This window comes from Accumulibacter sp., assembly GCF_036625195.1.
In the GTDB taxonomy this organism is placed as follows: Bacteria; Pseudomonadota; Gammaproteobacteria; order Burkholderiales; family Rhodocyclaceae; genus Accumulibacter.
In genome coordinates, this window is the sequence record NZ_JAZKUG010000001.1 from 1,939,106 (window position 1) to 1,960,873 (window position 21,768).

Annotated in this window: 21 protein-coding genes and 1 other RNA gene; 6 read left to right on the top strand and 16 right to left on the bottom strand. The window is 67.0% G+C overall.

What is annotated here, in order from left to right; translation table 11 throughout:
* Window positions 1-2 precede the first annotated feature (2 nt).
* Complete coding sequence (locus tag V5B60_RS08390; RefSeq protein ID WP_332346597.1) at window positions 3-824, top strand: substrate-binding periplasmic protein; 822 nt, start codon at window positions 3-5, stop codon at window positions 822-824.
* Between the two features lie 33 nt (window positions 825-857).
* A complete protein-coding gene (locus V5B60_RS08395) occupies window positions 858-1,766 on the top strand; it encodes a DMT family transporter (RefSeq protein WP_332346598.1) in 909 nt (302 codons plus the stop codon).
* A gap of 147 nt (window positions 1,767-1,913) precedes the next feature.
* Here the strand turns inward: V5B60_RS08395 and fliR are convergent, their stop codons facing one another.
* The 13 genes from fliR to fliF all read right to left on the bottom strand — a co-directional run bounded on the left by fliR (window position 1,914) and on the right by fliF (window position 12,910).
* The gene (gene fliR, locus V5B60_RS08400; RefSeq protein WP_332346599.1) at window positions 1,914-2,699 is read right to left on the bottom strand and encodes a flagellar biosynthetic protein FliR; all 786 of its coding nucleotides are present in this window, start codon (window positions 2,697-2,699) and stop codon (window positions 1,914-1,916) included.
* Between the two features lie 7 nt (window positions 2,700-2,706).
* On the bottom strand, window positions 2,707-2,976 hold the full coding sequence (gene fliQ, locus V5B60_RS08405; protein ID WP_332346600.1) for a flagellar biosynthesis protein FliQ: 270 nt from the start codon (window positions 2,974-2,976) through the stop codon (window positions 2,707-2,709).
* Complete coding sequence (fliP, locus tag V5B60_RS08410; protein ID WP_332346601.1) at window positions 2,973-3,728, bottom strand: flagellar type III secretion system pore protein FliP; 756 nt, start codon at window positions 3,726-3,728, stop codon at window positions 2,973-2,975. The genes fliQ and fliP overlap by 4 nt, the downstream gene beginning before the upstream one ends.
* Entirely contained in the window at window positions 3,715-4,101 is a 387-nt protein-coding gene (gene fliO / locus V5B60_RS08415) for a flagellar biosynthetic protein FliO (protein ID WP_332346602.1), read from the bottom strand. The genes fliP and fliO overlap by 14 nt, the downstream gene beginning before the upstream one ends.
* Before the next feature lie 242 nt (window positions 4,102-4,343).
* Complete coding sequence (gene fliN, locus V5B60_RS08420; protein WP_332346603.1) at window positions 4,344-4,781, bottom strand: flagellar motor switch protein FliN; 438 nt, start codon at window positions 4,779-4,781, stop codon at window positions 4,344-4,346.
* Window positions 4,774-5,778: a flagellar motor switch protein FliM gene (fliM, locus tag V5B60_RS08425; protein WP_332346604.1), complete on the bottom strand. Its 1,005-nt coding sequence runs from the start codon at window positions 5,776-5,778 to the stop codon at window positions 4,774-4,776. The genes fliN and fliM overlap by 8 nt, the downstream gene beginning before the upstream one ends.
* A gap of 6 nt (window positions 5,779-5,784) precedes the next feature.
* Complete coding sequence (locus V5B60_RS08430) at window positions 5,785-6,336, bottom strand: flagellar basal body-associated FliL family protein (RefSeq protein WP_332346605.1); 552 nt, start codon at window positions 6,334-6,336, stop codon at window positions 5,785-5,787.
* A gap of 66 nt (window positions 6,337-6,402) precedes the next feature.
* Window positions 6,403-7,437: a flagellar hook-length control protein FliK gene (locus V5B60_RS08435; protein ID WP_332346606.1), complete on the bottom strand. Its 1,035-nt coding sequence runs from the start codon at window positions 7,435-7,437 to the stop codon at window positions 6,403-6,405.
* A 61-nt stretch (window positions 7,438-7,498) separates the two neighbouring features.
* Window positions 7,499-7,945: a flagellar export protein FliJ gene (fliJ, locus tag V5B60_RS08440; protein WP_332346607.1), complete on the bottom strand. Its 447-nt coding sequence runs from the start codon at window positions 7,943-7,945 to the stop codon at window positions 7,499-7,501.
* Window positions 7,946-7,973: 28 nt separating this feature from the next.
* Window positions 7,974-9,422: a flagellar protein export ATPase FliI gene (fliI, locus tag V5B60_RS08445; protein ID WP_332346608.1), complete on the bottom strand. Its 1,449-nt coding sequence runs from the start codon at window positions 9,420-9,422 to the stop codon at window positions 7,974-7,976.
* 15 nt (window positions 9,423-9,437) lie between these two features.
* Window positions 9,438-10,175: a flagellar assembly protein FliH gene (gene fliH / locus V5B60_RS08450; RefSeq protein ID WP_332346609.1), complete on the bottom strand. Its 738-nt coding sequence runs from the start codon at window positions 10,173-10,175 to the stop codon at window positions 9,438-9,440.
* 13 nt (window positions 10,176-10,188) lie between these two features.
* Window positions 10,189-11,187, bottom strand: a complete 999-nt coding sequence (fliG, locus tag V5B60_RS08455) for a flagellar motor switch protein FliG (protein ID WP_332346610.1) — start codon at window positions 11,185-11,187, stop codon at window positions 10,189-10,191.
* Window positions 11,177-12,910 carry a flagellar basal-body MS-ring/collar protein FliF gene (gene fliF, locus V5B60_RS08460; protein WP_332346611.1) on the bottom strand — a complete coding sequence of 578 codons (1,734 nt, stop codon included), beginning with the start codon at window positions 12,908-12,910 and terminating at the stop codon, window positions 11,177-11,179. The genes fliG and fliF overlap by 11 nt, the downstream gene beginning before the upstream one ends.
* Before the next feature lie 105 nt (window positions 12,911-13,015).
* Here fliF and V5B60_RS08465 point away from each other — a divergent pair, with 105 nt between their 5' ends.
* The 4 genes from V5B60_RS08465 (at window position 13,016) to ssrA (ending at window position 16,317) form a co-directional block, all read left to right on the top strand.
* Window positions 13,016-14,194, top strand: coding sequence for a sensor histidine kinase (locus V5B60_RS08465; protein ID WP_332346612.1), 1,179 nt, complete (start codon window positions 13,016-13,018; stop codon window positions 14,192-14,194).
* A gap of 14 nt (window positions 14,195-14,208) precedes the next feature.
* The gene (locus V5B60_RS08470; RefSeq protein ID WP_332346613.1) at window positions 14,209-15,579 is read left to right on the top strand and encodes a sigma-54-dependent transcriptional regulator; all 1,371 of its coding nucleotides are present in this window, start codon (window positions 14,209-14,211) and stop codon (window positions 15,577-15,579) included.
* Window positions 15,580-15,678: 99 nt separating this feature from the next.
* Window positions 15,679-16,005, top strand: a complete 327-nt coding sequence (fliE, locus tag V5B60_RS08475; protein WP_332346614.1) for a flagellar hook-basal body complex protein FliE — start codon at window positions 15,679-15,681, stop codon at window positions 16,003-16,005.
* Window positions 16,006-16,011: 6 nt separating this feature from the next.
* Window positions 16,012-16,317, top strand: a transfer-messenger RNA (tmRNA) gene (gene ssrA, locus V5B60_RS08480).
* 219 nt (window positions 16,318-16,536) lie between these two features.
* On the opposite strand, the gene V5B60_RS08485 is transcribed toward ssrA, so the two are convergent.
* From V5B60_RS08485 to V5B60_RS08495, 3 genes are all read right to left on the bottom strand, one after another.
* Window positions 16,537-16,905, bottom strand: coding sequence for a hypothetical protein (locus V5B60_RS08485; protein ID WP_332346615.1), 369 nt, complete (start codon window positions 16,903-16,905; stop codon window positions 16,537-16,539).
* Window positions 16,906-17,446: 541 nt separating this feature from the next.
* Complete coding sequence (locus tag V5B60_RS08490) at window positions 17,447-18,988, bottom strand: bifunctional aminoglycoside phosphotransferase/ATP-binding protein (protein ID WP_332346616.1); 1,542 nt, start codon at window positions 18,986-18,988, stop codon at window positions 17,447-17,449.
* A gap of 3 nt (window positions 18,989-18,991) precedes the next feature.
* A complete protein-coding gene (locus V5B60_RS08495) occupies window positions 18,992-21,670 on the bottom strand; it encodes a cation-translocating P-type ATPase (protein ID WP_332346617.1) in 2,679 nt (892 codons plus the stop codon).
* Window positions 21,671-21,768: the final 98 nt, after the last annotated feature.

Here is a 21,768-nt window from a genome sequence, read left to right on the forward strand (position 1 = left end):
CCGTGCGCATCCTGACGCTCCTCCTGGCCGCGCTCGCCGTCTGTGCGCCCGCTTTCGCGCAGGGACAGGCGCGGACGAAGGAACTGCGCCTGCTGGCCGCCGAACTGCCGCCCTACACGTTCCAGGTCCCACCGGCCAGCGTCAGCGAGACGCCCGGGGTCGATCATGGCGTGGTGCTCGAGGTCGTCGGCGAGATGGCGCGGCGCATCGGCCACAGTGGCCTGGTCGAGTTCATGCCCTGGGGCGAAGCCCAGCGCCTGGCGCAGACGCAGCCCAACATCGGCATCCTGGCGCTGACGCGAACGCCCGAACGCGAGGCGCACTACCGCTGGCTGGCGCGCATCGTCACCGACGACCTGATCCTGGTCGGTGGCCAGGGGATCGACGTGGCCAGTCTCGACCGGGTGCGTGACCGGCCGGTCGGCGTCCTCGCCCGTTCGGGCGCCGAGGCGCTGCTCAGGGAACGCGGCTTCAGCCGCATCAAGGCGCAGCCGGAGGAATGGATGAACGCACGCCTGATGCAGCAGCGACGGATCGATGCCTGGCTGGCACCACGGCTGATGGTCATCCATGCGATGCGCGAGGTCGGCGGCAACCTGGCGGCCCTCAACTTCGGAGAAATCGTTCGCCCGAGCGAGATCTACCTCGCGGCATCGAAGGACCTGCCCGACGCCGAGGCGGAGAAATGGGCGAAGGCGCTGGCGGCGATGCAAGCCGATGGCAGCTACCAGCGGATCGTCGACGAGTACGGTCGCCTGCAGATCAGGCCGATACCGGACGAAATCAGGCGCCGCTTCGCGCAGCCCGTGTGGGAAGGCCGCTAGGTTCCGGCGGCGGGGCGCGGGCGGCTGGCGACGATGGACCGGCGGACACCCCCCGGCGTTGCCGCTTTCGCGCTGATGCTGCTGCTCTGCGCGACCTGGGGCTTCCAGCAGGTCACGATCAAGATCGCCAGCGAGGGAATCAGCCCGGTTCTGCAGGCCGGGCTGCGCTCGGCGATCGCCCTCTTGCTGCTGCTCGGCTGGGCCCGCTGGCGACGCCTGCCGCTGGCTGAAGCCGACGGCACGCTGCGTTGCGGCCTCCTTGCCGGACTGCTGTTCGCGCTCGAGTTCGTCTTCATCTATGTCGGCCTGTCCTACACGACGGCCTCGCGCATGATCGTCGTGCTGTACACGGCGCCCTGTCTCACGGTTCTCGGCCTGCATCTCTTCGTCGCCGGCGAACGGATGCGCTGGCGACATTTCCTCGGCGTCGGGCTGGCCTTTTTTGGCATCTTCCTCGCCTTCGCCGGCAGGAGCGGCAGCCAACCCGACGCCTGTATCGGCGACCTCCTGGGGTTGCTGGCGGCGATCGGCTGGGCGGCGACGACCGTCCTGATCCGGGCGACGTCGCTGGCGACGATCAGCGCGAGCAAGGTCCTCTTCTACCAGCTTGCGGTATCGACGCTGCTCATGCTGCCGCTCTCGCCACTCCTCGGCGAGAGCGGAATCGGCAAGCTGAGCGGCCCGGTGCTGCTGGCGCTGGCCTATCAGGGCGTGATCGTCGCCTTTGCCAGCTACCTGACGTGGTTCTGGTTGCTCACCCGCTACCTGACCGCACGCCTCTCGGTCTTCTCCTTCCTGACGCCGCTGTTCGGCGTCGCCTTCGGCGTCCTCCTGCTTGGCGACCGCCTGACGCCGGGCTTCGTTGTCGCCGTGATCTGCGTCAGCACGGGCATCGTTCTGGTGAACCTGCCGGTCCGCCGGCAGGGTGACGCTGCCGGTTGACGACCACGCTCCGGCCGCTGCCCGAATGGTTGCCGCTCCGGGGAGGTGGGCGTGGCCGTCTCGTCCGTTCTGGCCGGCCTGGTCGATGCGCCCCGCCAGAAGACGGGCGCGGCCTGCGCCGCTGTGCCGGCATCGTGACGCCCCCGGCTACGGCCGCTGCACGGCGAAGGGGCCGAGCATCGACTGCAGACCCTGCTCGAAAAGCTCCAGCATGGGCTGCGCGAGATGCGCCAGGCCGAACATCAGGGCGGCAAAACCGAGGGCAATCGTCAGCGGAAAGCCGATCGCCATCAGGTTGAGCTGTGGTGCGGCGCGGCCGAGGATGGCCAGCGCCAGGTTGGTGATCAGCAGCGCGACGACGATCGGCAGCGCCAGTAGGAGTCCGTACGAGAAGATGACGCCGCCGGCGCCTGCCAATTGCCACCAGGTGTCGGGCCAGAGACGGGTGGCGCCGACCGGCATGAGACTGAAACTGTGGGTCAGGGTGGCGATGACCATCAGATGGCCGTTGATCACCATGAACACCAGCAGCGCGAGCAGGCCAAGGAATTCGGAGACGACAACGGTCTGTCCGGCAGTCTGCGGGTCATAGGAACTGGCAAAGCCGATTCCCATCTGCAGGCTGATCAGGCTGCCGGCCATGTCGATGGCGCTGAACACGAGGCGCATGGCAAAGCCCATCGCAAAGCCGATCAGTATCTGTTGTGCGAGCAGCAGCAGGCCGACTCCCGAACCCGGGTCGACGACCGGCATCGGCGGCAGCACCGGGGCGACGCCGAGCGTCACGGCGAGACCGGTGAGCAGTCGCACGCGCACCGGCAGTGCCGGGTTGTTGAATGGCGGTGCCGTGGCCAGCAGCGCCAGGACGCGGGCCAGCGGAAAGAAGAAGGCGACGACCCAGGCGTTGATCTCGGCGCTGCTGAGGCTGATCATCGGGGCTTCAGCCGATCAGTTGGGGAATGCTCTCGAACAGTCGTCGCACGTAGTCGACCATCAGCTGCAGCATCCAGGGTCCGGCAGCGAGCAGGACCAGGAAGACGCCGACCAGCTTCGGGATGAAGGAGAGGGTCTGCTCGTTGATCTGCGTCGCCGCCTGAAAGACGCTGACGACGAGGCCGATCAGCAGGGCTGCGAGAAGCAGCGGCGCGGCGAGCAGCAAGGTCATCTCGACCGCCTGCCGCCCGATCTCCATCACCGTTTCGGGGGTCATGCAGCGAAGCTGGCGACCAGCGAGCCAAGGAGCAGGTGCCAGCCGTCGACCAGCACGAAGAGCATCAGCTTGAAGGGCAACGCCACCATCACCGGCGACATCATCATCATGCCCATCGACATCAGCACGCTGGCGACCACCATGTCGACGATCAGGAAGGGAATGAAGATGACGAAGCCGATCTGGAATGCGGTCTTCAGTTCGCTGGTGACGAAGGCCGGAATCAGCAGGCGCATCGGGATCTCGGCGCTGGAAGCGAAGCCCTGGCTGCGGCTCATGCGCACGAAGAGCGCGATGTCGGATTCGCGCGTCTGTTTCAGCATGAACTCCCGCAGCGGCACGGCGCTGCGCTCGACGGCGGTACTGAAGCTGATCCGGTCCTCCGACAACGGCACGTAGGCCTCGCTGTGGATGCGGTCGAGAACCGGCGACATGATGAAGAAGCTGAGGAACAGCGCCAGGCCGATCAGCACCTGGTTTGGCGGCGAGGTCTGGGTGCCGAGGGCGTGCCGGAGCAGCGAGAGGACGATGATGATGCGCGTGAAGCTGGTCATCATCAGCAACGCTGCCGGAATGAAGGTGAGCGCGGTCAGCGTCAGCAGCGTCTGCACCGACAGCGTATAGGTCTGGCTGCCGTCGGCGCCGGGGGTGCTGGTGACCATCGGCAGCCCGCCGGCCTGCGCCCAGGTGGCGAGCGGCGCAACCAGGAGCGTGAGAAGGATCAGGCCGCGGGCGAGATCAGCCGTCTTCATTCCTGCGCTCGGAGATTCGCTTCAGCCACTGCGCAAAGTGCTTCTCGCCGTCGCCCCCGGTTCGCAGGTCACCCTTCGGCAGGGTGTGCAGGGTTCGCATCTGCCCCGGGGCAATCCCGACGACGATCCACGTATCGTCGACCTCGACGAGGACGATCCGCTCACGCGGGCCGATCACCAGCCCGCCAACCAGGCGCAGAGGACCTCCGTTGCCGAATCCGCGGCCACCGTTGATGCGGCGCAGCAGCCAGGCTCCGAGGAACAGGAGCGCCACCACCAGCGCCAGGGCCAGCGTCATCTGCAGCAGGGCAGCGCTGCCGAAAGGCGGCACCTCGCTGCCGGCAGTCTGCGCCAGAACGGCGGTGGGCAGCATGGCCAGCGGAGCGGTCGCATGGAGGCGACGGCAGCGGGGTACGGACGGGCGTCGGAACAAGGTGGTTGGTCCGGTGATGATGTCGGTGGACATCATAAAGCAAGTGCGCTCCGGGTGAACGGTCCGCGGCGCGGCAAAGACGCTCGTCGACCGTGCTCGCCGGCGATCGTGGCTGAAGCACCGGCACGACCGGTCTGCGTACGCTGCCGGTGCCCAGCGGGCAGCGGTCGCTGCAACACGGTTCAATGACCGAGTCGGCGTGCGCGCTCCGAAGGGGTGACGATGTCGGTGAGGCGGATGCCGAACTTGTCATTGACGACGACGACTTCGCCCTGGGCAATCAGCGTGCCGTTCACAAAGACGTTCAGCGGTTCGCCCGCCAGCGCATCGAGTTCGACGACCGAGCCATGGGCGAGCAGCAGCAGGTTCCGGATCGTCATCCTGGTGCGCCCGAGCTCGACGGCGATCTGGACCGGAATGTCCAGGATCATGTCGAGCTCGTTCATCAACGATCCCTTGCCTCCCGCCTCGTCGAACTTCGGGAAGATGCTGGCCGCCTGCGCCTTGCCAGCCGGTGTGGCTTCCGCCATTGCCTGCTCGGCCATCGCCGCTGCCCAGTCGTCGTCCAGTCCGGCGTCGTCGCCCGCGGGCATTCCCGTGTCGTCCATGTCGCTAGCCATTGCTTTCCCCCGCGGGATTCTCCGCGCGCTCTGCCGTCAGGAAGCGCTCGACCTTGAGCGCATACTGTCCGCCCTGTTGCCCATAGCGGCACTCCATCAAGGGCACCCCATCGACCTGTGCGACGACCGTTTCCGGGATCTCCAATGGCACGATGTCGCCGGCCTTCATGTCCAGGATCCGGCGCAGGCTGGTGGTTGCCGTTGCCAGTGTCGCGGTCAGCTCGACCTCGGCATTCTTCAGCTGCTTGCGCAAGGTGGTGACCCAGCGCCGGTCGGTGGTCAGCTGGTCACTCTGCATGGAGCTGTACAGCAGTTCCCTGATCGGTTCGAGCATCGAGTAGGGAAAGCAGATGTGCATGTCGGCGCTTGAGCCCCCGAATTCCAGCGAGAAGGTCGTCGCGACGACGATCTCGGAAGGTGTCGCGATGTTGGCGAACTGCGAGTTCATCTCGGAACGGATGTATTCGAAGCCGAGATCGTAAACCGGCTTCCAGGAACGTGCATACTCGGCGAAGATCACTCGCAGCATACCCTGGATGATGCGCTGTTCGGTGGCCGTGAAGTCGCGACCTTCGACGCGGGTGTGGAAACGGCCGTCACCGCCGAACATGTTGTCCACCACCAGGAAGACCAGGCTCGGGTCGAGGACGAACAGCGCCGTCCCGCGCAGTGGCCTGGCAGTCACCAGATTCAGGTTGGTCGGGACCACCAGGTTACGGGTGAACTCGCTGTACTTCTGGACGCGAATCGAGCCGACCGAGATCTCGGTGCTGCGATGCAGGTAGTTGAAGAGCCCGATTCGCAGATAACGGGCAAAGCGCTCGTTGACCAGTTCGAGGGTCGGCATCCGCCCGCGGACGATGCGCTCCTGTGTTCCCAGATTGTAGGGGCGAGGACCACTGCTCGCGTCGTCAGCTTCCTCGGTGACGTCCGCTTCGCCGGTGACGCCTTTCAGCAGGGCGTCAACCTCATCCTGGGAGAGGAAGTCGGCGCTCATGCGCAACTACTGGATGATGAACGAGGTGAACAATACGTCCTTGATCGGCCAGTCCCTCTTCTTGCCCTTGCCGGCCGGGTCGAGGACGCTGTTCATCTGTTCCCTGATTTCCTGCGCCAGGAGCTCCTTGCCTTCCTTGGTGATCAGCTGTGACGCCTTCTTGCTCGACAGCAGAAGCGTGATGTCGTTGCGCAGCTTCGGGGTGTAGAGCTTGATGTGCTCGCCGACCTGCGGGTCGTCGACTTCGACCGAGACGATCAATTGCAGGAACTGGTCACCGTTCTCCGGCACGAGGTTGACGGTGAATGTGTCGAGCGGCACGTAGACCGGTGGTGCGTTGAGGTCCACCTTCTTCTTCTTCGCCGGCTTGGCCTTCTCGACCACCGCTTCGTCGCCGTCTTCCTCATGTGCGGCGTTGCCCCGCAACAGGAGGAAGGCGCTCAAGCCGCCGAGGCCGAGGACGACAACGACGAGCAGGATGATGATCAGAAGTTTCTTGCTGCTCTTCGCTGGTGCAGCATCGGCGGTTTCAGTCCCAGGTTTGGCGTCCTTGGCCATGCGGCGTTTCTCTCCCTGATTAGCTCGGCCGTCCGTAAGCCGACCCTCCGCCGTCGTGCCGCAGCATCAGGCGAAGACATCGATCATCGCCTGGCCGTGGCGAGTGGCGACCGGCGACACGAACACGCCGGCAGGCGGATCGGAGCCAAGTATAGCCGCATCGGGCTGCCGACGGGTGGCGGGCGATGAATCTCCCTGTCCCTGCGACTGCTGTCCGGATGCGTGGCTGCCGACACTGAGTTGCCCGATGTCGATCCCCGCGTTCGCGAACATCTCGCGCAGGCGCGGCATGGCCGCTTCGATGGCGCTGCGCACTTCGGCGCTGGGCGACGCAAAGTGCGCCGTGGCGCCATCGCGATCGAGGTTCAGGCTGATTTCGACGACCCCCAGTTGTGGCGGGTGGACGGTGATCCTCGCGGTCTGTTGCTCGTTGCTGGCAAACCAGAGGAGCTTCTGGCCGAACTCGCTTGCCCAGGACGGGTCGCGCAGCGGGGTGTGCAGGGTGTGTGCGGCTGCCGCCGGCATCGCCAGGGTACCCGTTGCCGCACTGCCGGCGCCCGCCGGCGGTGCGGGCGCAAGCGGCTCATCCGGTTCGACCGCGGGCTGCTCGCGCGGCACGGTGGCGAGGTCTGGCACGGCAATAGTTGCCGCCCTGGGCCCGGCTTCGGTTGCCGCTGCCACTGGTTGCCGGCTGTCGCCGGTCGGCAGCACGGGGTCCGCCACGGCCGGTCCGCTGCGGGCAGGGGGTGGGTTGGCGAGGGCTTCGCCAGCGACGGTTGCCGCTCCGGCGACCCTTTCGCTGCCGCCCTCGCCGGCGGGCGGCGGGCGGTACGCCGTCTGCGGCAGTTGTTGGCTCAGCACGAGCATCTCGACGGTGGAAGCCGGCGTCCCGGCTGCGGCTGCAGGCGGCTCATCGTCGGCGCTGTCGGTGGCCGGCGCCGGGGCGCTGGCGGTCATCGCCGGCAGGGAGAGGAGTATGTTGAGGAAATCGTTGCCGAGACCAGCCTCGGCAGTTCCCGTGGTGCGAGCGGTGGCGTCGTCGGTGACGGTGGTATGCGCAGGCTGGGTGATGAGTGCCGCCGTGACGATGCTGATGGTCATGGGATGTCCTTTTCGCGAGCTTCCGCCGTATCCGTAGCAAGCAGCGTGCCATGTAAGCCGACTACTGCTCCTGCCGGTCGTCGTTGCCGCGTGCGGCAAACTCGTCCTGGAGTTTCTGTTCGTGGCGGAGCTCCCGCCGTGCCTCACCGGCGCGGTGGCGTTCGGAGAGGGTGTCGAAGGCGTTGAGGCGGCTTCGTTGACGTTGCCACTCGGCCTGCCCGGCGGCGGTGTGCGCCGCCTTCAGGTTCGCGGCCTGCTCCTGCTGCCGGACCGCCTCGTCGAGACGGGCGAGGAAGTCCTGGAAATTGCGCCATTCGGGCAGGCCCAGCCCATCCTGCACCGCCTGGCGGAAGCGTGCGGTGTACTCGTCACGGTACTGCCGCAACATCGCCAGCGTCTTGTGGGCGTCCCGTTCGGCGGCGATCAGCGATGCCAGTCGTTGCGTCGCCGCATCGTTGCGGCTGCGCATCAGGTCGAGGACGGTCTGCAGCGGGAAGGTTCTGGACATGGTGATTCCGGTGCCCGGGCGTCACGCCTCAAGGGAGGGCATGCTGGCCGGCTGGCGCCGCGTGCGCGGGGCCAAAGAGATCCTGCAACTGGGCGATGCTGCTGGCGAGGTCGGCACGCTGTCCCAGGCTCTGCTGCAGCAGCACCTCGAAGCGCGGATAGATGGTGATTGCCTGGTCGAGCTGCGGGTCCGATCCAGCGGCGTACGCACCAACACTGATCAGGTCGCGCGAGCGCTGGTAGCGCGAGAAGAGGCTCTTGAAGCGCCTGATCTGCTCGAGGTGCGTGGGGCTGACGAGGTTGACCATGGCGCGCGAGATCGACTGCTCGATGTCGATCGCCGGATAGTGTCCGGCGTCGGCGAGCGTGCGCGAGAGGACGATGTGGCCATCGAGGATGGCGCGGGCGGCATCGGCGATCGGATCCTGCTGATCGTCGCCTTCGGCCAGCACGGTGTAGAAGCCGGTGATCGAACCGCCGCCGTCGCGACCGTTACCCGCCCGTTCGACCAGTTGCGGCAGGCGGGCAAAGACCGAGGGCGGGTAGCCGCGGGTCACCGGCGGCTCGCCGATGGCGAGGGCGATCTCACGTTGCGCCATCGCATAGCGGGTGAGCGAGTCCATGATCAGCAGCACGTGCCGTCCGCGGTCGCGGAAATACTCGGCGATGCAGGTGGCGTAGGCGGCGCCCTGCAGGCGCATCAACGGGCTGACGTCGGCCGGCGCGGCAACGACGACGGCGCGGCGCAGTCCTTCCTCGCCGAGGATCTGCTCGATGAACTCCTTGACCTCGCGACCGCGCTCGCCGATCAGTCCGACGACGATCACCTCGGCAGCCGTGTAGCGGGCCATCATCCCGAGCAGGACGCTCTTGCCGACCCCTGAACCGGCAAACAGTCCCATGCGCTGGCCACGACCGACAGTGAGCAGCGCATTGATGGCGCGAACGCCGACGTCGAGCGCCTGGTCGATCGGTGCTCGCGACATCGGGTTCACCGGACGGCTTTGCAACGGGCGCAACGATGGGGCGTTGAGCGGTCCGAGCGCGTCGAGCGGGCGGCCGGCGCCGTCGAGGACGCGCCCGAGCAGCGAGTCGCCGACCGGAACCAGTTTCGCGCGGTCGATCGAACGTCTTCGTGCCGGTGGTGGCTGGCCGATCCGTGGTGGACCGTTGGAGGCCTCCAGTGCCACCACGCGGGCGCCCGGCGAAAGCCCATAGACGTCTTCCGTGGGCATCAGGAACAGGCGCTCACCATGAAAGCCGACCACTTCCGCCTCGATCGGGGTGCCGCCGGACGGCATGATCCGACATGAGCTGCCGAGTGGCAGCTTGAGCCCGGCGGCTTCCATGACGAGGCCGTTGATGCGTGTCAGGTGACCACTGGGCAGCAGCGAGCTGACCTGCGTCGTCGCCTGCCGGCAGCCGGCGAGGAACGCCCGCCAAGCCTCGAGGTGTGGATTGCGGGCGTCTTCAGCCATCGCCGGCAAGCCGGTTCACGCTTGTTCCCTGAGCCACTCGGGGTTGACGCCGATGGCTTCGATGACGCGCCGCCAGCGGGTCTCGACGGTCGCATCGACTTCGCTGGCGCCGAGTTCGACGCGACAGCCACCAGCAGTCAGCGTGCTGTCGTCGCTGATCCGCCAGTTGCCGTGGGCGAGTTGCTCGCCGAGTCGGGCGCGCACCAGAGCGGCATCGTCGGGGTGCAGGAAGAGCTGCGGCTGGCCTTGATGCGGATGCAGCGCAGTCATCGCTTCCCTGACCAGAGGCAGGATGAGTTCCGGTTGCAGGCGCAGGCTCTGCCGCATCACCTGGTTGGCGATTTCGATCGCCAGCGCCAGCAGGTGGTCGGCGATCTCCTGCTCGATGCCGGCGACTGCCTGTCGCAGGTTGTCCAGCACGATGGCGAGCTTCGCCGCTTCTGCCCGGGCGTCGCCGAGTCCTTCGGCCTGGCCGGCCGCATAGCCAGCCGCATAGCCAGCCGCATGGCCAGCCGCGTGCGCCTCGGCTACGACACGCTCGATCTCCTCGTCAGTCGGCCGCGCGACCGCTGCCTCCGCAGCCGCATCGGTTTGCCCCGCCGGTTCCGGCGACGCCGCTGCTGGCGCCTGCGGCGGCGGCGCCGAGTCGGTCGGCGGGCCGGCCGCCGGGATGCCGGTTGCCGGGCGGTCGAAGACTGCGACCTGCCAGCGTCGATAAGCGGTGCTCTTGTCGCGTGGCGTTCCGTCGCTCATCGCCCCGTCGCTCTCAGATCATTTCCCCGCCGCCGGAGCCGCCAAGGACGATCTGTCCCTCATCGGCCAGCCGGCGGACGACCTTGAGGATCTCCTTCTGTTCGGCCTCGACCTCGGACACTCGGACCGGACCGCGCGACTCCAGGTCTTCGCGCAACATCTCGGAGGCGCGCTGCGACATGTTGCGGAAGATCTTCTCGCGCAGCGCTTCGGTTGCACCCTTCATCGCCAGGATCAGCGACTCGGACTGGATCTCGCGCAGCAGCAACTGGATGGCCCGATCGTCGAGGTCGAGGAGGTTCTCGAAAACGAACATTTCGTCGAGGATCTGCTGCGCCAGGTCCGGGTCGTACTCGCGGATCGAGTCGAGGACCGCGGTCTCATTGGCGGTGCCCATGAAGTTGAGCATCTCGGCAACGGTTCGCACGCCGCCCTTGGCCGCCTTCTTCATGCTGGCGGAGCCCGCGAGCAGGCGCAGCATGACGTCGTTGAGCTCGCGCAGGGCCTCCGGCTGGATTCCCTCGAGGGTCGCGACGCGCAGCACCACATCGTTGCGCAGGCGCTCCGGGAACTGGTTCAGGATGTCGCTGGCGTGGTCATGCGCGAGGTGCACGAGGATCGTCGCGATGATCTGCGGATGCTCGTTGCGGATCAGGTCGGCGACCGTCGGCGCATCCATCCATTTCAGGCCTTCGATGCCGTTGGTGTCGCCCGGTTGCAGGATGCGCGAGATGAGGTTCGACGCCTTGTCGTCGCCGAGTGCCTTGGTCAGTACCGAGCGCACGTAGGCGTCGGTGTCCACGTTGACCGCTGCCGATTCCTCGGCGGACTTCTGGAACTCGCTGAGCACCTCATCGACGCGCGTGCGCGGGACCGACTTCAGCGTTGCCATCGCTTGGCCGAGTCTTTGCACCTCCTTTGGGCCAAGGTGCTTGAGCACCTCGGCGGCGTAGTCCTCGCCGAGGGCGATCAGCAGGATGGCGCTCTTCTCGATTCCGTCCTCAGCTGGCATTGGCGCCCGTCCATTCCTTGATGATGTTGGCTACCGCCTGCGGATCCTGCTGTGCGATGGCGCGCACCTCGGCGAGCTTCCTTTCCAGCAACTCGCTCGCCGTCGGCACATGTTCGATGCCTGCCCCTTCGCCTTCCTCTTCTGCGCGGACATCGATCTGGCTGCCGAGAGTCTTCTCGCTGGCCGGTGGACCGACCATCGTCCGCACCAGCGGTCGCACCACACCGAGCAGCAGGTAGGCGATGATGGCCGCGATCACCCCGTACTTGACGAGTTCCTTTGTCAGCGAGATGGTTTCCGGGTCACGCCAGAGCGGCACGCCGTCGTCCTTCTCGATGGCCGTAAACGGTGCGTTTGCCACCGAGATCGTGTCGCCCCTGTCCTTGCTGAATCCCATCGCTTCCTTGACGAGATCACTGATCTGCTTCAGCTCGGCGTCCGGCAGCGGCTTGCTGACCGACTTGCCATCCTTGGCGGTGTCCTTGCGCTGGTTGACGACCACCGCTGCCGACAGCCGCCTGATCGTCCCGACCGACTGTCTGACGTGGCGGATCGTCCTGTCGACCTCGTAGTTGATCGTCGAACTCTTGCTCGTGTTCAGCGGCTGGCCGACACTGGCGATCGGTGCCTGGACGCCGGCGGCATTGATCTGTCCCGGCAGCGGCGGGGCGGCGCCAGTGGCGCCGGGTGCGGGTGGCACCGGCGGTTGTGTCAGCGGTGCGGTCGCCGGCACCGGCGGCTGGTTGCTGAGCGCGCCGGGGACTCCCTGCGCCGTCGGGCTGGTGCTCGCGGTCTCGTTCGTCTGCTGGCTGCGGATGCTGATCTCCGGCGGAGTCGTGTTCGGACGATGGGTCTCGGCGGTGTGCTCGCTTTGCGAGAAGTCGATGTCGGCGGCGATCTGTACCCGTGCATTGCCGGCGCCGACGATGGGCGTCAGGATGTCCTCGATGCGCTTGATGATGCTGGCTTCGATCTCGTTGACATACTTGACCTGTGTCGGATCGAGGCCGGCTTCGAGCAGTTTGCTCTTCATCTGTGAGAGCAGCGTGCCGTTCTGGTCGAGCAGCGTCACGCTCGACGCCGCCAATTGCGGGACGCTGGCCGCAACCAGGTTCTGGATGCCGGCGATCTGCGCGCCGTCGAGCGAGCGGCCGGGGTACAGCCTGAGCATCACCGAGGCCGAAGGCTTGAGCTCCTCGCGCATGAAGACGCTCGGCTTCGGGATCGCCAGATGGACGCGCGCTGCCTCGACCGCGGCGATCGATTGTACGGTGCGCGACAGTTCGCCCTCGAGTCCGCGCTGGTAGTTGAGTTGCTCGGCAAACTGGCTGATGCCGAATTTCTGGCTTTCCATCAGCTCGAAGCCGACGGCTCCACCGCGTGGCAGTCCCTGTGACGCGAGTCGCAGGCGGACATCGTGGACGCGCGCGGCGGGGACCAGGATCGCGCTGCCCGAGTCGTTGAAGCGGAAGGGCACGTTCATCTGTTCGAGCGCCGCGATGATCGCGCCGCCATCGCGTTCGCCGACGTTGGAGAAGAGGATGCGGAACTCGCTCTGTCGGAGGAGCGTCGCCGCTGCCACGAGCAGCGCGACCAGAGCCGCGATGGCGACCATCAGGACCACTTTCTGACGGTTGTCCAGGCGTGCCAAGGCGGCGCGCGCCCGATCCAGCGGAGCGCTCGCGACTGCTGTTTCGGTGGTCTCGGTTCCGGCTGCCGCCATGCCAGCGTTCGGGTCAAAGGCCTGCGCGCAGGCAGGCAAAAAGCGAAAAAAGGCTGATAATTAGTCTGCTATTGTAGCTGTTTCTGGATTTGGACCTTCAATTCGATGATCGATGCCGGGCAACCGTCAGTTGTGGATGGCAGAGCGCAGGAACTGCAGCGCGCATTCGACGCCTTCAACCAGGTTTCGCAGGCGCTGACGATGGCCTATGAGGGTCTGCAGGGTCGCGTCGAGTCGCTGACCGCCGAGCTGGCGACCGCCAACGGCGAGTTGCGGCGGCAGCATGACGCCAAGGAGGCCCTGGCCGAACGCCTGCGGCTGTTGCTCAATGCACTGCCGGCCGGAGTCATCGTCCTCGACGGCGATGCGCGGGTCAGTCAGGCGAATCCGGCGGCACGCCGCATCCTCGGGCATGACCTCGTCGATCAGCTGTGGCCGGTGCTGGTGAGCAGCCTGTTGCTGGCCACCGAGACTCCGACGGAGTGGCAGTCAGGCACCTGCCGGGTCGCGATCGTCGAGAGCCCGATCGATTCGACTGGCGGACGGATCATCATCGTGCACGATGTCACCACCGCGCACGGGCTGAAGACCGAGCTGGCACGCAACCAGCGCCTCGTCGCGATGGGCGAGATGGCGGCGTCACTGGCGCATCAGCTGCGTACGCCCCTGGCGACCGCGCTGCTTTACAGTGCCAACCTGTGCCAGCCCGAACTGACGGACACTGCCCGCATCCGTTTCGCCGAGAAGGCGACGGCCCAGCTCAGGCGGCTCGAGCGCCTGATCCGCGAGGTCCTGCTCTTTGCCCGTGGCGAACGGGCCGGCAGTGGCCGCATGATGGTGGCTGAAGTCCTGGCCGACGCAGCGCAGACGGTGCAACCGCTGTTCCGGGAGAAGGACGTCGCCTATCGGGTACACTGCCCGGCGGCACAGGAGCAGCTCGTCGGCAACCGCAAGGCGCTGGCGGGCGCGCTGGTCAACCTGCTCGAGAACGCACTGCAGGCCTGCGCGGCCGGTGGCGAGGTGACGCTCACGGCACGCACCGGCGACGGGCAGTTGCGAATCGGTGTGCGCGACACCGGGCAGGGAATCGCTCCCGAGGTGCAGGCGCGGGTGTTCGAGCCATTTTTCACGACCCGTGCCCAGGGTACCGGGCTTGGACTGGCGATCGCTCTCGGCGTCGCGCGCGCCCACGGCGGCAACATCGAGCTCGACTCGGACCGCGGTCAGGGGTCGGAGTTCGTGCTCCTGCTGCCGCTCGAATCGACGACGCAGCGGGAGGGTTGAGGAGAGTGGAAACGATGGGCCGGGGATTGCCAATCCTCGTCGTCGAGGACGATGCCGCGCTGCGCGAGGCGGTATGCGACACCCTCGAACTTGCCGGACAGCCCATCCTCGCCGCCGGCGGTGGCGATGAGGCGTTGCAGGTGCTGGCCGGCAGCGAGGTCGCGCTCGTCGTCAGTGACGTGCGCATGCTGCCGATGGATGGCATCACGCTGCTGAGGGAAATCCGCAGTCGCCTGCCGCAGTTGCCGGTCGTCCTGATGACGGCCTATGCCGACGTCGATCGGGCAGTCGAGGCGATGCGGGCCGGCGCCTGCGATTTCCTCCTCAAGCCCTTCGAGCCGCAGGCGCTGCTCGAGCACGTACTGCGCTACCGTCTGCCGGAGAAGATCGACGAGCAGGGCATGATCGCCGTCGACGCCGTGTCGAAAAACCTTTTCGCGCTCGCCAGGCGTGTGGCGCAGACCGATGCGACGGTGTTGCTGAGCGGCGAGAGTGGTGTCGGCAAGGAGGTCGTGGCGCGCCATATCCACCAGTGCTCGGCGCGCTGCGCGGGCCCGTTCGTCGCCATCAACTGTGCGGCGATTCCCGACAGCCTGCTCGAAGCGACGCTCTTCGGGCACGAGAAGGGCGCCTTCAGCGGCGCCCACAGTTCGCAGGCCGGCAAGTTCGAGCAGGCGCAGAATGGTACGCTCCTGCTCGACGAGATCACCGAGATGCCGCTGCCGCTGCAGGCCAAGCTGCTGCGCGTCCTGCAGGAGCGTGAGGTGGAGCGGGTCGGCGGCAAGAAGCCAGTGTCCCTCGACATCCGCATCATCGCCACCTCCAATCGGGACATCGCCGACGCCGTCGCCAGTGGCCATTTCCGTGCGGACCTGTTCTACCGGCTGAACGTGTTTCCGTTGCTGATTCCCGCCCTGCGCCAGCGTATCGGCGACATCGTGCCGCTCGCGCGGCACTTCCTGGCGACGCATGGCGCGCGCGCCGGTCGCGCCGGCCTGCGGCTCGCACCGGCCGCCGAGGATGCCCTGCAGCGCTACGCCTGGCCGGGCAACGTCCGCGAGCTCGAGAACGTCATGCAGCGGGCGGTGATCCTGGCCGCGGCAGAAGTCGTCGAGGTCGCTGCGTTGCTCCTTGGCGCGCAGCGCCCGGTCGATCCGGCCGCAGCACCGCTGCTGCCGGCACCGGCGGCGACGAGCGCTGGCGCGTTGCCGCTCGGCAGCCGGCACACGGCAGAGCTGCGCGACGTCGAACGGCAGCACATCCTCGCGACCCTCGCGGCCGTCGGTGGATCGCGAAAGCTCGCCGGGGAACGTCTCGGGATGCCGGAAAGAACGCTGCGCCACAAGCTGAGGCAATACCGCGACGAGGGCTTCCTCGAGCCCTGAGGATGCCGGACCGGTCGTTGGCCGAAACGTGGCGCCAACGGTGGCGCAATTTTTGCTAGTATCGGCTGTGCATTGATCAGGCAGTCGCTGGAGGAAGGAATGGACAAGGGCATCGATCAGGTACTGAGCGCGCTGCGTGCCAGCTCGGCTGCGGCTTCCGGTCGCGCCGTGCCGGCGCCCGTCACGGCCGCCGCCGGTGCGCCGGTGGATTTTGCGCAGGTTTTGCAGGCATCGCTGGCGCAGGTCAGCCAGACGCAGCAGCGCGCCGATGCGATGGCGGCAAATTTTGCCGCCGGCAGTGGCGGCGCTGACCTGCACGACGTGATGATCGAACTGCAGAAAGCCAGCATCTCGTTTCAGGAGATGGTGCAGGTACGCAACAGGCTGGTGTCGGCGTACCAGGATGTGATGAACATGCAGGTCTGAGACGCTGCGAAGATCAGGGCTTGAGTTTTCGACAGCCGGCATCCATAATTCGGCACATGGTCGTAATTCCGGCAAACCGGATGCGTTCTGGACGCGGGTTCGATTCCCGCCACCTCCACCACTGCGGGGGTGTACTGGTTTCGACAGGGCGAGAGATGGCGCGCAGGCGACCCGAAAGGCGACGGACGTAATCCGAGCAAATCCACAAACGCCAACGATGAGCGTTTCGCACTGGCCGCTTGAGGCCTGCTGAGGACGTAGCCGTCCAATAAACAGAATGGCTATCGGCGGGGGCTACGGCCCCCGCCGTCACTTTCCGGCCACGCTGGGCGCATGCGCGCCCGGACGTGGGTGCGTGCGGGGGGCAACCGACATCGGGAGGGTCGCGCCGGATTGGCGGCCTGCGGTGGTGGGGATTCGGGGTGGTGGTAGCGGCGTCACATTGCCGGCCCGCCGATATGAAACCGCTGCCGCGACGGGCAGGCGGCGTGGGTGCTTCGCTGCGAGTCCGGACGGCTGCCTGCCGCCCGTTCAGCCCATATTGGCGGTGGCGAGCGGACGCTTCTGCCGGGCGCTGTCGTCGAAGCCGGTGAGCTGCGACTCGATCCCATCGAAGCTCCGGGCGGTGGCTGGCGTCAGCCGCGACAAGCGTCGCAGCAGGCGCTGCTGGGCAAAGGTTTCAGTGGGTTCCGGTTTGCCCAGCACGTACTCGGAGCCGCGGCGCGTCGTCACGATCATCGAATTGCCATCGAGGGTGTAGGCGGTGATCGGCGAGGTCCGGATGTGCGAGGACGACGGAAAGCGTGGGTTGCTCCCGTAGACGCGTCCCTCAATGCACACCAGCTCCTCCCCATCACGGGTGACGAGATCGAGCATCTTCCAATTGTTCAGGATATTCATGGTGTTACCCCAATCCATGCAAGACGAGAAGCGCCGAAGCCAAGGGCGATTGTACGCCACTTCAAGGCTTTGTGGACCGCTGCGCGGTCTGCTCGCCTGGAGCTACGGCATTGGTGCCGACAGGCACATGAAGAAACGTTCCCCATCTTCTCGAAGGCTACTGCAAATTGTTGATCTGTTGACCGGTTGACGCCTGCTTGCGCAGGTCGTCCGGGGAGCGCCGGGGGTGCTTCGCTGCGCGTGCCGGAAGCACCTGTCGGGAAGCTCCGCCGCGGCCGCAGCCGCAGCCCGTCGCACGCGCGGGCACCCTCTCCGAGCGCGTCCCGTGACGGCGAACCACCAAGTCCGTTCGCCATGCGCCCGCCTGCATCAGCAGACAGCAAGAACTGTGCTAGCCGCGATGGTCTTGTCAATTGACTCATTAAAGCAGGATCCTGCAGATGCGCCCCGGTGATGGGCAGGGTTCGGGTGTAAAGTTTCTCGACAGAAATTTTCCTGGCGTCGGGTAATCGGGCGGCAAGGTCCGTGGCGAGAGAACCCGTCACGCCTGCAGTCGGTGGTGCGGCTGGCCCGGGACCGTGTGCCGAACCGGCAGCAGCTGTGCCCGTTCGTCGTCGCCCAATGCTTCGACGCGGGCCAACTGGCGGGCAAGCACGTTCAGGTCGGCTTCCGAGGCGTCGCGCCGCTTGGCGAGGCGGCCGCGGATGCGTGCCGCCAGCTGTCCGGGCGACGCCGCTGGCGCGACGATGAAGAAGGCTGCGCCAGCACCGGTGGCGAGTTGGCGGAAGCTTGCGCGCCGGCGGCGTTCGAGGAAGGCGGCGTCGACGATCACCGACCAGCCGACGGCGAGCAGGTCCCGTGCCAGCTCGGCCAGGCGCTCGTAGGTGCGCTCGCTGGCCGCAGCGGAATAAATGCCGCCGTCCACCGGCGATCCGCTGTCGGCAGCGGCGGCCAGTCCGAACAGCCGCTTGCGCTCGACATCGGAGCGCAGAAGTACCGTCGCCGATGCCGCATCGGCGAGCAGCAGGTCGCGCGCGGCGCGAGTCTTGCCGCAGCCGGCGACGCCATGGGCGATGATCAGGCGCGGCGGCGGCGGTGCGAGGAGGCGCTCGGCAAGCGCCAGGTAGCCGTCTGCCTGGCCTTCATCGGCGCCATCCTGACGGCTGCGGATGGCGGCGACCTTGGTCCGCACGAGCGCACGATAGACGGCATAGAAGCGCAGCATCGGCACGGCCTCGTAGTCGCCGCTGCAGGCCAGCCATTCGTTGAGCAGCCAGCACGCGAGACCGGGCTGGCGATGGTCGAGCAGGTCGATGTAGGTGAAAGCGATCTCGCTGGCGACGTCGATCCAGCGCAATGCCTCGCTGAACTCGATGCAGTCGAAAAGGGTCACCCGACCGTCGATCATGACCAGATTGCCCAGGTGCAGGTCACCGTGGCATTCGCGTATGCGGCCGTCCGCCTTGCGGGCGACGAACCGCGCCCGCAGGCGGTCGAACTCGGTTTGCGTCCACTCGCGCAGACGAGTGAGGCGTGCCGCTGCCTGGTCGCCGGGCAGCAGCTCGCGCAGTTCGTCGAAGTTGGCGAGCGCCGGTGCGAGGACCTGTGCCGGTTCGCCGAAAGGCGAGTCGGCCAAGGCGGCGGCGGCCGTGGCGTGGAAGGCGGCGAGCGTCGCAGCCAGGTCGGAGATGTGCTGCCGACCGAGCTGACCGCGGGCGCACAGCCGGTCGAGGCGGCGACCTTCGGCGAAGCGGTGCATGCGGACGGCGTACTCGGTCACCTCGCCGGTGCCGCCGATCCGCGGATCGGTGGGCTCGCCGGCGATCGGCACTACCGCCAGATAGAGTTGCGGCGCAAAGCGGCGGTTCAGGCGCAGTTCGGCCTCGCAGCAGGCGTGGCGCCGCTCGAGCGTGCCGTAGTCGAGGAAGGGCATGACGACCGGTTTCTTGATCTTGTAGGCGAAGGCGCCTGCCAGCAGCAGCCACGAGGCATGGGTTTCGATCAGTTCGACCGTCGTCACCGGGTGTGGATAACGTGCCGGGTCGAGCAGGGCGCTGATCAGTGGCGGCAGCGACGGCGACATGCCTCAGCTCCGCTGGCCGCGGCGCAGCCAAGCCTTGCGCAGCTCCTCGAGCAAGCACATCAGGACGGCGCAGCCGGCGGCGAGCAGCCAGCTGCTGCTGCCGATCGCCGCCGTGCCGAAGAGCCAGTTGCCGGGCGGTGTGTAGAGGATGAACAGGATCATCGCCACCTCGGCGGCGATGCCGAGCAGCAGGTATCGATTGCCGCCAAGACCATAGCTGAGGATCGACCGTCGCGGGTGGCGGCAGAGGTAGAGGTTCACCATCTGCATGACGACGATCGTCGCCAGGCAGGCGGAGGTCGCCTGTAGGTACAGCGGGTCGATGCGGTCGAGCGTCTGTCCATGCTGCCAGCCGCCGGCATCGAGGACGAAGAAGAAGGCGAGCATCGCCGCCGTCGCCTCGAGGACACCGAGAAAGAGGTAGGCGCGGGCGAGCAGGCCCCACGACAACAGCCGCTCGCCACGCTGGCGCGGTGGGCGTTGCATCACCGCCGGGTCGGGCTTCTCGGCGCCGAGCGCCAGCGCCGGCAGCATGTCGGTGCCGAGGTCGACGGCCAGGATCTGGATGACGGTCAGTGGCAGGGGAATGCGGAAGAGGACGAAAGCCAGGTAGGGTACCAGCTCGGGGATGTTCGAGCTGAGGATATAGGTCAGGAACTTGCGGATGTTCTCGAACACCGCCCGCCCTTCCTCAATCGCCGCGATGATGCTGGCGAAGTTGTCGTCGAGCAGGATCAGGTCGGCGGCCTCCTTCGCCACGTCGGTGCCGCCGATGCCCATGGCGATGCCGATGTCCGCCGCCTTCAGCGCCGGTGCGTCGTTGACGCCGTCGCCGGTGACGGCGACGATCTCGCCCTTGTTCTGCAGCGCTTCGACGATGCGCATCTTCTGCTCGGCGGCGACGCGGGCGAACAGGATCTCGGGCGCATCGAGCGCCAGCTGCAGTTGCGTCGGCGATATCAGCCGCAGCTGCTCGCCGCTGACCACCGTCGGTGCTTCGCCGCTGATCAGGCCGATCTGGCGGGCGATCGCCAGTCCGGTGCGCGGGTGGTCGCCGGTGACCATGATCGTCCGGATGCCGGCTTCCCGGCAGCGGGCGATCGCCTGCGGCACTTCCGGCCGCGGCGGATCCTCGAGGCCGATCAGTCCGGCGAGAACCATCTGCTGCTCTTCGCCAGGTGGGCCCTGCTGGTCGACGGCACGATGGGCAAAGGCGAGCACACGCAGGCCCTGGCCCGCCATTTCGTCCTGCGCCGCCAGCAGGCGGCTGTGGGCGACAGTGTCGAGCGGCACCACGCCGGCATCGGAGTGCACGCAACTGCAGCCGGCGAGCACCGTTTCGGGGGCTCCCTTGCAGTAGAGCATGCGGCCCTGCGGCGTGTCACAGATCACTGACATGCGCTTGCGGTCGGTATCGAAGGCAATCTCGGCGACACGCCTGAAGCCGGCCAGGTCGCCGGCAAACTGGCGGCCGACCGCGGCCAGCGCGATCTCCATCGGATCGCCACGCAGTCCTTGGCGACCGTGCTCATCGATCTCCTTCAGGTCGTGGCAGAGCGCCGCATTGACGAACAGCGCGCGATGCTCGAGCAGCGCCGGCGCGCGCTGCGCCAGTTCGCCGCAGGACAGCATGCCGCCGCCGATCCACACGCGCTGTACCGACATCCGGTTCTGCGTCAGGGTGCCGGTCTTGTCGCTGCAGATCACGGTGGTCGAGCCGAGCGTCTCGACCGCCGGCAGATGGCGCACCAGCGCGTTGCGCCTGGCCATTCGCTGTGTCGCCATGGCCAGGGACAGGGTGACGGTCGGCAGCAGTCCTTCCGGCACGTTGGCGACGATGATGCCGATGGCGAAAAGCAGGTTCTCCCAGGTCGGCAGTCCGATCGCCTGGCCGACCAGGAAGAGCAGCACGCCGATCCCGGTGGCCAGGCCGGCGACGATGCGTGACAGGCGGGTGATCTCGCGCTGCAGCGGAGAGCTGGCCTCGCCGGCGGTCTGCGTCAGGTGGGCGATGCGGCCGAACTCGGTGCGCATGCCGGTGGCGTACACCACGCCGCGCGCCTGTCCGGAAACGACCGAGGTGCCGGCGAGAACGATGTTCTTCGCCTGCAGTGGCGACTCCTCGCCGGAGGGTTCGAGCGTGCGCGCCTTGGCGAGCGACTCGCCGGTCACCGTCGACAGGTTGACGCGCAGCCCGGCAACCTCGATCAGGCGGCAGTCGGCGGGGACGAAGTCGCCCTCTTCGAGGAGGACGATGTCGCCGGGTACCAGTTCGCTGGCGAGAATGCCGTTGATCTCGCCAGCGCGCAGCGTCTTCACCCGGTGCGGCAGCAGGCGGCGCAGGGCGGCGACCGCCCGCTCCGCCTTGTACTCCTGCCAGAACGAGAAGACGCCGTTGATGACGATGACGCCGACGATCGCCAGCCCCAGCCTGGCCATTCCCTGGCCGGGGTCGAAATGCTCGGCAACGAACGAAAGGCCGGCAGCGATCCAGAGAACGATGGCAAAGAAATGGGTGAATTCCTGCGCGAAGCGCAGCAGCAGATGCCTCTGCTCGACCTCTACGAGCTGGTTCGGGCCGAACTCGCCGAGGCGGCGTGCCGCTTCGGCGGCAGGCAGTCCGGTGGACGAACTGTTCAGGCTGGCCAGAGCCTGCTCGACTGTCAGCGAATGAACCCGCACGCGCGCGAACTCTCGTAGCGATCAGGACGACAATCTACACCGTTGGCGGCAGGAAAGCATCCCCGCGCGACACCCCACGCAACGGTCAGGCCTTCTGC

Bases quoted from the DNA above. Each gene is read 5' to 3' on its own strand.
- V5B60_RS08470 (WP_332346613.1), top strand. From the start codon at position 14,209: ATGGGCCGGGGATTGCCAATCCTCGTCGTCGAGGACGATGCCGCGCTG.
- V5B60_RS08485 (WP_332346615.1), bottom strand. From the start codon at position 16,905: ATGAATATCCTGAACAATTGGAAGATGCTCGATCTCGTCACCCGTGAT.
- V5B60_RS08435 (WP_332346606.1), bottom strand. From the start codon at position 7,437: ATGACCATCAGCATCGTCACGGCGGCACTCATCACCCAGCCTGCGCAT.
- fliF (WP_332346611.1), bottom strand. From the start codon at position 12,910: ATGGCGGCAGCCGGAACCGAGACCACCGAAACAGCAGTCGCGAGCGCT.
- fliM (WP_332346604.1), bottom strand. From the start codon at position 5,778: ATGAGCGCCGACTTCCTCTCCCAGGATGAGGTTGACGCCCTGCTGAAA.
- fliG (WP_332346610.1), bottom strand. From the start codon at position 11,187: ATGCCAGCTGAGGACGGAATCGAGAAGAGCGCCATCCTGCTGATCGCC.
- fliE (WP_332346614.1), top strand. From the start codon at position 15,679: ATGGACAAGGGCATCGATCAGGTACTGAGCGCGCTGCGTGCCAGCTCG.
- V5B60_RS08430 (WP_332346605.1), bottom strand. From the start codon at position 6,336: ATGGCCAAGGACGCCAAACCTGGGACTGAAACCGCCGATGCTGCACCA.
- fliH (WP_332346609.1), bottom strand. From the start codon at position 10,175: ATGAGCGACGGAACGCCACGCGACAAGAGCACCGCTTATCGACGCTGG.
- fliP (WP_332346601.1), bottom strand. From the start codon at position 3,728: ATGAAGACGGCTGATCTCGCCCGCGGCCTGATCCTTCTCACGCTCCTG.
- fliQ (WP_332346600.1), bottom strand. From the start codon at position 2,976: ATGACCCCCGAAACGGTGATGGAGATCGGGCGGCAGGCGGTCGAGATG.
- fliO (WP_332346602.1), bottom strand. From the start codon at position 4,101: ATGCTGCCCACCGCCGTTCTGGCGCAGACTGCCGGCAGCGAGGTGCCG.
- fliI (WP_332346608.1), bottom strand. From the start codon at position 9,422: ATGGCTGAAGACGCCCGCAATCCACACCTCGAGGCTTGGCGGGCGTTC.
- fliR (WP_332346599.1), bottom strand. From the start codon at position 2,699: ATGATCAGCCTCAGCAGCGCCGAGATCAACGCCTGGGTCGTCGCCTTC.
- V5B60_RS08395 (WP_332346598.1), top strand. From the start codon at position 858: ATGGACCGGCGGACACCCCCCGGCGTTGCCGCTTTCGCGCTGATGCTG.
- V5B60_RS08490 (WP_332346616.1), bottom strand. From the start codon at position 18,988: ATGTCGCCGTCGCTGCCGCCACTGATCAGCGCCCTGCTCGACCCGGCA.
- fliN (WP_332346603.1), bottom strand. From the start codon at position 4,781: ATGGCTAGCGACATGGACGACACGGGAATGCCCGCGGGCGACGACGCC.
- V5B60_RS08465 (WP_332346612.1), top strand. From the start codon at position 13,016: ATGATCGATGCCGGGCAACCGTCAGTTGTGGATGGCAGAGCGCAGGAA.
- fliJ (WP_332346607.1), bottom strand. From the start codon at position 7,945: ATGTCCAGAACCTTCCCGCTGCAGACCGTCCTCGACCTGATGCGCAGC.